This window comes from Spongiibacter sp. (genome assembly GCF_984394615.1).
Window position 1 is genome coordinate 1 of record NZ_CFHTQA010000072.1, and the last position, 6,394, is coordinate 6,394.

Genomic DNA, 6,394 nt, shown 5'->3' on the forward strand with positions numbered 1-6,394 from the left:
TTACTGCTGTTCGGGTCTTCGCCGGGCAGCGGGTAGGGGCTGTGATAATTGGCGTAGTTCATGCCATAGCGAAGGCTGTAAAGGGCTTCGAAATTTTCGGGGCGCGATGACAGCCCCCACTTTTGCCAGCGATTGTCGTGGTCTTCCGCGCTGAGCGGCATCAGGGTCGGTGCGGCCAGCGTTTCGACCAGTGCCGCGTAGCCTTTGTCGCGACGCTGGCGATACTCACCGCAGGTTTTGGCATTCTGTTCGGCAGCGGGGAGGTCGGCCTGACACTCCTCAAACCAGGCGTTGAAGTGCACGGCGCGACCGGCATTGCGCCCCGGTTGAATGGTGCTGCGCGGGTCGACGGGCAGGGCGGTGTTGTCGGGCTTATCGGCGCAATAGGTCTCGTAGACATGGGTTGCGCGACTGCTGCCCAGCAGTGCCAGTGGTTCGCTTACCTCGCCGCCGCCGGAAAAATGGCATTGGTCCGGGGATTCCCAGCAGGCCAGCAGTGTTTGCATGGCCTGATAAATGGCAGAGTCGCTGCGCCAGGGCTTTCCACCGCTGTGGGGTTCACTGGGGTCACTGGCTTCGCGCAGCAGCAGGTTGCTGTCCACGCCGCCACCGAGCGCCTGCCACGCCGCCTTCAATGCCGAGAGGTCATTGGCGGCGTCAGATGACAGCATCAGCCGACGTCCATCGTCGGCATCGGCCACCCCGCCGGGAATATGACAGGTGCGGCAAAAGTCGAGCTGCGGTTGAATCTGTTGATTGAAGAAGCTGACTTCAGTGGCTGCGCCACCACCACTTCCGCCGCCGTCTGCGGCGCCCTGATCCCCGTTTTGCGGCGCTCCACTGGAGCTACCTCCACAGGCACTCAACAGGCTGACAAACAACAGGTGTAGCGGTATCCATCGGGCTGGGGCTGCCATTGTGCGACTCCCTTTTGGCACTGTTATGATTATTTTGTACAAAAGTATGTTTATTTTGTACGCCTGTACGGTTTTCTCGTCAAGTGTTAGGCTCGCGCTATGAACAAGCCGCTGTCACTATCTGAAGAACTGTCCCCGCCGGAGGCCAGCAAAGCCGGTCAGGCTGCACGTAAGCCCGCCCAAGCGCGCGGCCGAGAGCGTTTTGAAACCATCCTGTCAGCCGCAGAAACCTTGTTGGCCGAGCGAGGCAGCGACGGGCTGTCGATTCCCGAACTGGCCTCGCGGCTGTCCTGCACACGCACCAGCATTTATCACTTTTTCCCCACGCCCTACGCCATCCTCAATGAGTTGACGCGCCGGTATTTGCAGCGGCTTGAGGATGAAGTGGCCGAGCTGGCTATCGGCACCACTGGGCGGCCGTGGCGCGAGGTGATCGATGATGTGGCCTCGCTCGTGGCAAAGTTCTATAACCGTCATCCGGTGGCGGGAATGCTGGTGCTTGGCGCGGTGGCGAGCAGTGAAAGCCATCAGGCCCTGCAGCTGAGTATTGCTCACCTGGGACACCATGTGGATGCACTGATGCGCGAGGCGGGGGTGGTCTTGCCCAATCGGGAACCCAATGCCACGGCGTTGACAGTTGAGCTGGGCACCGCGTGTCTGCGACTGTCCTACTACCTTCACGGCGAGGTCACCGAGGTATATCAGCGCGAATGTGCTGAGGCGATGATCCGGCAGTTGCAGCGCTACACCGGGGATTGATAAACGATAATCGGGGGTGGTGAGAAAAAAGGGGCGGCGGAACCCGCTGCGATGCAGCGAGAAAGTAACGCTGGAGGCCGAAGGTGGCTCCGCAGCCCAAGGCCGTCAACCTACACGCCGTTCCGACGCTTGCCAGTAGGGTTCACGGAGTACCCGCTTGAGCACCTTGCCTGAGGGATTGCGGGGAATTTCTTCAACAAAGGCATATTGGCGAGGGGTCTTGTACGACGCCAATTGTGCTTTGCAGAATTCGATCAGTGCTTCATCGCTGGTGCTTTGCTCCGGCGCCAACACACAGACTGCCAGCGGCGCTTCGCCAAACTTCGCATCGGGCACGCCAATGACGGCAACGTCGGCGATGGCGGGGTGGGCAAACAAGACATTTTCCACTTCAGCCGGATAGATGTTCTCGCCGCCGGAGACAATCATGTCCTTCACCCGGTCGCGGATGTAGAAGAATCCTTCCTCGTCCACATAACCCGCGTCGCCGGTGTGCAGCCAGCCATCGACCACGGTCTCGGCCGTTTTTTCCGGCTGTTGCCAGTAGCCCTGCATGGTGGTGCCTGACCGCACCAGCAGCTCTCCGGTTTCACCGGGGGCGACTTCTTCGCCCTGTTCGTTCACCACTTTCAGCTCGCAGCCGGGCAGCGGGCGCCCGCAGCTACGCAGCAGTTGTTCTTCGCCCGCCAGAGCCCGTTGATGGTCGGCGGATTGCAGGCACAGCACCATGCAGCTCAGCTCGGTCATGCCGAAGCCCTGCACGAAGTCGCAGTCGAAAACGCGAATGGCGGCGCGCAAAGTGTCGAGAGAAATGGGTGAGGCGCCGTAGGTGATGCGTCGCAGCGGAGAAAAGTCGCGCTTATCGAGATCTGGAACAAAGGCGAGAATGGCCTGAATCATCGCCGGAACCAGAACAATATCGCAGCCCTGGCTGCGGCAGATACCGTCGACGACCGCCACCGGATTGAAGTCTGCCATCAATTCTACCGTGAGGCCGTTACACAGCCAGAACAGGCTGGCCGCGATACCGGCCACATGGAACAGTGGCAGCGGCATGATGCCGGTATCGGCAACCTGCAAGCGCGGGGGAATCTGTGCGGTCATGATGTAGCCGTCACTGAGCTGGCGGTGCGCAATCATCACGCCTTTGGGCAGCCCGGTTGTGCCGCTGGTGTAGAGCTGCAGCACGGTACTGTCGCTGTCGCCGGAATAGCGGTTCAGCGTCGCGGCGTCGCCGAGCAGACTATCGAAGGACTCCCAGTCCGATGCACTGTCTTCCAGGGTGAATCGCGCACTCAGTTCCGCTGCGCAGTCAGCGTTATCGGCAATCGCTCGCAGTTCCGCGTCGCCCACAATCAGCACCGTACTTTGGCTGTCGCGCAGAATGCCGCTCAGTTCGGCACTCGCCAAGCGGAAGTTCAGCGGTACCAGCACGCTGCCCAGTTTCATGCTGGCCAGCAGCAACAGGGGGTATTCAATACAATTTTTAGCCAGCAGAGCGATGCGCTGCCCCGGTGCGATGCCGCGCTGCTGAAGACCGGCAGCCAGGCGCTCGGCGCGATCATTGAGTTCGGCGTAGCTGAGTGTCTGATCGCCGCAGCGCAGGGCGGTCACGCCGGGATGGTTCAGCGCGTTGAACTCGATCATTTTGTGCATGTGCATGGTGGGTCGCTCTCTATTATCTTCAGTTTGAGCTGATTTTGCGGGGCTGGGCGGTTGAGGGCTTGAGGTGTAGACGCCAAAGCTTGTTGGCAGACGCCATCGATGCGGCAGCGCGGTGGCGGGCAGGTGACGCGATTGGACAAGTGCTGGCGTCAACGCGCTATAGGCTTGTGGGGCAGCGCCGTAGAGTGAGTCATCGCATCGGGGAAGACCGGTGCACGCATGACAAGAGGCAACGCGAATGATCAAAACACGTATTACTGAACTGCTGGGTATCGAGCATCCCATTATCCAGGGCGGCATGATGGCCGTCGGGCTGGCTGAATTGGCCTCGGCCGTGTCCAATGCCGGTGGTCTGGGCATTATTACGGCGCTGACGCAGCCAACGCCAGAGGATTTGCGCCGCGAAATTCGCCGCTGCCGCGAGATGACCTCAAAACCCTTCGGCGTGAACCTGACGCTGTTGCCGACGATTAACCCCGTGCCCTACGACGAATACGTGCAGGTGATTATCGACGAGGGCGTCAAGATTGTAGAAACCGCAGGGCGCAGCCCCGAGGCGTTCATGCCTGCGTTTAATGAGGCTGGCGTCAAAGTGCTGCACAAGTGCACCTCGGTTCGTCACGCGCTCAAAGCCGAAGCCATCGGCTGCGCCGCCGCCAGTGTCGATGGCTTTGAATGCGCCGGGCACCCCGGTGAAGATGACGTGCCCAATATGGTCTTGTTGCCCTGTGCCGCGGCCAAACTCAGCATTCCGATGATTGCTTCCGGCGGTATCGGTAATGGTCAGGGGTTGGCCGCCGCACTGGCGCTGGGCGCCGAAGCGGTCAATATGGGCACCCGTTTTGTAGCGACGAAGGAAGCCCCGGTTCACGAGAACGTGAAGCAGAAAATGGTGGAAAGCTCCGAGCTGGACACCGCACTGATCTTCCGCACCCTGAAAAACACCGCCCGAATTTACAAAAACGCCATTGCCCGCGAAGTGCTGGATATTGAAGGCCGTCCGGGCGATACGGACTTCTCCGATCTGCAGCCGCTGGTGGCCGGTAAGCGTGGCCGCGAGAACGTGCTGGAGAAAGGGGATACCGACGACGGCGTGTGGACTGCCGGTCTGGTAATGGGCCTGATTAATGATATTCCGAGCTGTGCCGAGCTGATTGAGCGCATGGTCAACGATGCCGAAGCGATTATCGGCCAACGTCTGGCCAATATGCTGGTCGACGATGACGCCGCCCAACAGCGCGCCTGAGGAGAGCCCGATGACAGAAGATCGTTCATTAGAGGCCTTCCGCGACGAGGTGCGGGCTTTTATCCGCGAGTCCGCGACCGAGGAGATTCGCGAAGCGGGCCGCAAAACCACCAGCGTCTTTGCGCCCTTCAAGCAGGCGATGGCCTGGCAGCGCATTCTCGCTGACAAGGGTTGGGTGGCGCCGAGCTGGCCGCAGGAATACGGCGGTACCGGCTGGAGTCTGGAGCAGCGCTATGTGTTCGCGCAGGAATGCAACCGCGCGCAGATGCCGCCCATTCTTCCCCAGAATCTGCAGATGGTCGGCCCCGCGATTCTCGGTTTTGGCAGCGACGCACAGAAGGCGGAATTACTGCCGCGCATGTTGTCGGGAGAGGATTTCTGGTGTCAGGGCTACTCCGAGCCCGGCGCGGGCAGTGACCTTGCGGCGCTGAAATGCCGCGCTGATCGCGACGGTGACGACTACATTCTCAACGGTTCGAAAATCTGGACCACCTACGCACAGCACGCCAACAAGATGTTTGCGCTGGTGCGCACCAGCAGCGAGGGCAAGCCCCAGCAGGGCATTACTTTCCTGCTGCTGGATATGGGCCTGCCGGGTATGGAAGTGCGCCCGATCCTCGGTTTGGACGGCGCGCCGGAGCAGTGCGAAGTCTTCTTCAGCGACGTGCGTGTGCCCTGCGCCAACCGAGTCGGTGAAGAGAACGAAGGCTGGACTGTCGCCAAGTACGTGCTGGAGTTTGAGCGCGGTGGCAGCACCATGGGTGCCTGGCTGGTGCCTGCGGTCGAGCGTCTGCGTGAACAGTGTGAGCAGGTTGATGAACTCGGGCAGCGCCGTCTCGACGATCCGGTACTGGCGCGTCGTCTTGAGGCGCTGGAAATTGAGGCGCTGGCCGTGGAGCACACCGAAAAGCGGGTGAATGCCGGGTTGAAGCACGGACAAAACCCCGGGCCGATGGCTTCCCTGCTGAAAATTCTCGGCACCGAAGTCATGCAGCGTTTCTCTGAACTGCAGCTTGAGGTTACGGGCCTGCGTTCACTCGTCTACGATCCGGGCGCGCTGGAAATTGGCGCGGCCCCCAGTGACTTCAGCGAAGACGAGCTGTTGGCAATGCCTTACTACATGAATACACGGGCCGCATCCATCTATGCCGGTTCCAACGAAGTGCAGCGCAGCCTGCTGGCCAAGGCCGTCATGGCAGGATAAGAGAGAGGAATTTCCATGCAGTATCAATACACCGCGGAACAGCAGGAATTCCGCGACAGCCTGCGCCGCTTTGTCAGCGATCACTACGACTATGAGCGACATCGCCAACGCCTCGCCAAAGGTGAGCATTTTGATGCGGGCCTATGGCAGCAGTGGGCGGAGCTCGGCGTGCTGGGGCTGGCGCTGGACGAGGAATACGGCGGCTTGGGCAGTGGTCTGGATGACATGATGGCCGTTGCCGAAGAGCTGGGGCGCGGTCTGGTGCCCGAGCCGGTGGTGCCCGTGGTCGCGGCTGCACGCCTGTTGGCGAGCGTTGCGTCACCCGCGCAAGCCGAGGCGTTGCTACCCTCGCTGGTCGGCGGTGAGCTGCGCCTGTCACTGGCGTGGGAAGAAAGTGCCAGCCGTGGTAATCCGCTGGTCGTGCAGACGCGCGTAAAAGACGGCGCGCTTTACGGCAAAAAATGTGCGGTTCTGGGTGCGGGAGAGGCGCAGCAGTGGCTGGTCTCTGCCCGCAATGAGCAGGGCGAGCTGCTGTTGCTGCTGCTTGCCGCGCAACCCGACGGTTTGCGTCGCTATGTGATGGCCGATGGCCGCGCCGCCGGA

General features: G+C 61.0%; 6 protein-coding genes. 4 read left to right on the plus strand and 2 right to left on the minus strand.

The window, feature by feature from the left end:
- Positions 1 to 917 (minus strand): hypothetical protein (locus AC5DB9_RS16255; protein ID WP_491732098.1); only part of this gene is annotated, 917 nt, incomplete at its 3' end.
- A 99-nt stretch (positions 918 to 1,016) separates the two neighbouring features.
- Here AC5DB9_RS16255 and AC5DB9_RS16260 point away from each other — a divergent pair.
- A complete protein-coding gene (locus AC5DB9_RS16260) occupies positions 1,017 to 1,676 on the plus strand; it encodes a TetR/AcrR family transcriptional regulator (protein WP_022959920.1) in 660 nt (219 codons plus the stop codon).
- Between the two features lie 105 nt (positions 1,677 to 1,781).
- On the opposite strand, the gene AC5DB9_RS16265 is transcribed toward AC5DB9_RS16260, so the two are convergent.
- Positions 1,782 to 3,338 carry a class I adenylate-forming enzyme family protein gene (locus AC5DB9_RS16265; RefSeq protein ID WP_272991667.1) on the minus strand — a complete coding sequence of 519 codons (1,557 nt, stop codon included), beginning with the start codon at positions 3,336 to 3,338 and terminating at the stop codon, positions 1,782 to 1,784.
- Between the two features lie 241 nt (positions 3,339 to 3,579).
- Here AC5DB9_RS16265 and AC5DB9_RS16270 point away from each other — a divergent pair, with 241 nt between their 5' ends.
- The 3 genes from AC5DB9_RS16270 to AC5DB9_RS16280 all read left to right on the plus strand — a co-directional run.
- Positions 3,580 to 4,587, plus strand: coding sequence for an NAD(P)H-dependent flavin oxidoreductase (locus AC5DB9_RS16270; protein ID WP_022959918.1), 1,008 nt, complete (start codon positions 3,580 to 3,582; stop codon positions 4,585 to 4,587).
- Positions 4,588 to 4,597: 10 nt separating this feature from the next.
- Entirely contained in the window at positions 4,598 to 5,791 is a 1,194-nt protein-coding gene (locus tag AC5DB9_RS16275) for an acyl-CoA dehydrogenase family protein (protein ID WP_272991665.1), read from the plus strand.
- Between the two features lie 15 nt (positions 5,792 to 5,806).
- Positions 5,807 to 6,394: acyl-CoA dehydrogenase family protein (locus AC5DB9_RS16280; protein ID WP_491732099.1), on the plus strand; the 588-nt coding region annotated here is incomplete at its 3' end.